Annotated in this window: 2 protein-coding genes; both read left to right on the forward strand. The window is 37.2% G+C overall.

The genetic code is table 11. The features are described 5' to 3' along the window. A partial coding sequence (locus tag EKL98_RS16685; protein WP_126563211.1) for a sensor histidine kinase occupies window positions 1–805 on the forward strand: 805 nt, incomplete at its 5' end. Between the two features lie 6 nt (window positions 806–811). Continuing rightward, window positions 812–1,167, forward strand: a 356-nt coding sequence (locus EKL98_RS16690; protein WP_148104461.1) for a response regulator, incomplete at its 3' end; no start/stop codon positions are given.

A 1,167-nucleotide genomic window follows, 5' to 3' on the forward strand; every position in this document is an offset into this window, starting at 1 on the left:
ATATGAAAATGGTGAATTTAGCTTTATAACAAAACCTTTTCAGCCTGAAATATTAATAAATAAAGTTAAATTTTTTATTGAAAAACACCAACAGGAAGTTGCTTTATATGAGTTGAATGAGGAGTTACAAAACTCAAATAAAGAGTTGGAGGCATTCAGCTATTCTGTGTCTCACGATTTACGGGCACCTCTTCGCGCGATAAACGGCTATGCCGAAATACTCAATGAAGATTATGGGTCTAAACTGGATGATGAAGGGAAACGCATTATAGATATCATCCGCGATAACGCTACTAGAATGGGAATCCTGATTGATGTCCTACTTTCGTTCTCACGGCTTGGGAGGAAAGAGATTCAGATGACGGAAATTGACATGAATAAGATGACAGAAGAAGTGATGGTTGAATTAAATAAATCAACAACACATAATGCAAAAATAAAAATTGGCAAACTGCATGAAGTGAAAGCTGATTACGGTTTGCTTCGTCAGGTAATGATTAACCTAATCTCAAACGCAGTTAAGTACTCTTCAAAGAAAAAAAATCCTGTTGTGGAAATATCGTCGGAAGAAAAGAATGGTGAAATTATTTTTTCGGTAAAGGATAATGGGGCAGGTTTCGATATGCGATATGCGGATAAATTATTTGGCGTGTTTCAGCGCCTGCATTCGCAGGATGAGTTTGAAGGAACGGGAGTGGGACTGGCGATAGTGCAACGAATAATTTCCAGGCACGAAGGCAAAAGTTGGGCTGAAGGAACAGTGAACGAAGGAGCAGTGTTTTATTTCTCAATTATAAAAAACTAAAAAACTATGAATCACGAAATAGAAATTCTTTTGATAGAAGACAACAAGAACGATGCGGAATTAACCATCCGCGCACTGAAAAAAAATAATCTGGCAAACAAATTAGTGCATCTGAAAGATGGTGCAGAGGCAATTGATTTCATATTTGCGGAGGGAAATTATTCCGGTCGGAAAGTTGAAAATATCCCCAAAGTAATATTACTCGATTTAAAAATGCCAAAAGTAAACGGCATTGAGGTGCTTAAAAAAATAAAAGCAGATGAGCGCACAAAAAAAATCCCTGTCGTAATACTCACTTCATCCAAAGAAGACCCCGATATTCAGGAATGTTATCGTTTGGGAGTGAACAGTTATGTGGTGAA

The organism is Flavobacterium bomense (assembly GCF_003970355.1).